Source organism: Bradyrhizobium cosmicum, assembly GCF_032290525.1.
Taxonomy (GTDB): domain Bacteria; phylum Pseudomonadota; class Alphaproteobacteria; order Rhizobiales; family Xanthobacteraceae; genus Bradyrhizobium; species Bradyrhizobium cosmicum_A.
Genome location: NZ_JASXTA010000224.1, coordinates 1 through 273, shown reverse-complemented (window position 1 = coordinate 273; position 273 = coordinate 1). Strand labels below are relative to the sequence as shown.

The 273-nt window shown below is 54.2% G+C and carries 2 pseudogenes; both read left to right on the top strand.

The annotated features are described in order from the left end of the window. Positions 1 to 107: pseudogene (rplW, locus tag QSV46_RS39760) on the top strand (50S ribosomal protein L23); the annotation flags it as partial. Positions 108 to 121: 14 nt separating this feature from the next. Then, positions 122 to 273: pseudogene (locus QSV46_RS39755) on the top strand (50S ribosomal protein L2); the annotation flags it as partial.

Sequence of the window (273 nt, the reverse complement as noted above, 5' to 3'; positions counted from 1 at the left end):
AAACCAAGCGTACCGCACGTGGTCTGGGCAAGCGTAATGACTGGAAGAAGGCGATCGTCTCCCTTCAGCCAGGCCAAGATCTCGATTTCAGCAGCAGTGCTGAGTAAGGAAGGGGTGCATCATGGCAATCGTTAAATGCAAACCGACTTCCCCTGGCCGCCGTTTCGTGGTCAAGGTGGTCAACAAGGAGCTGCACAAAGGCGCTCCTCACGCACCGCTGATCGAGAAAAAATCGAAGTCTGGTGGTCGTAACAACAATGGCCGCATTACCAC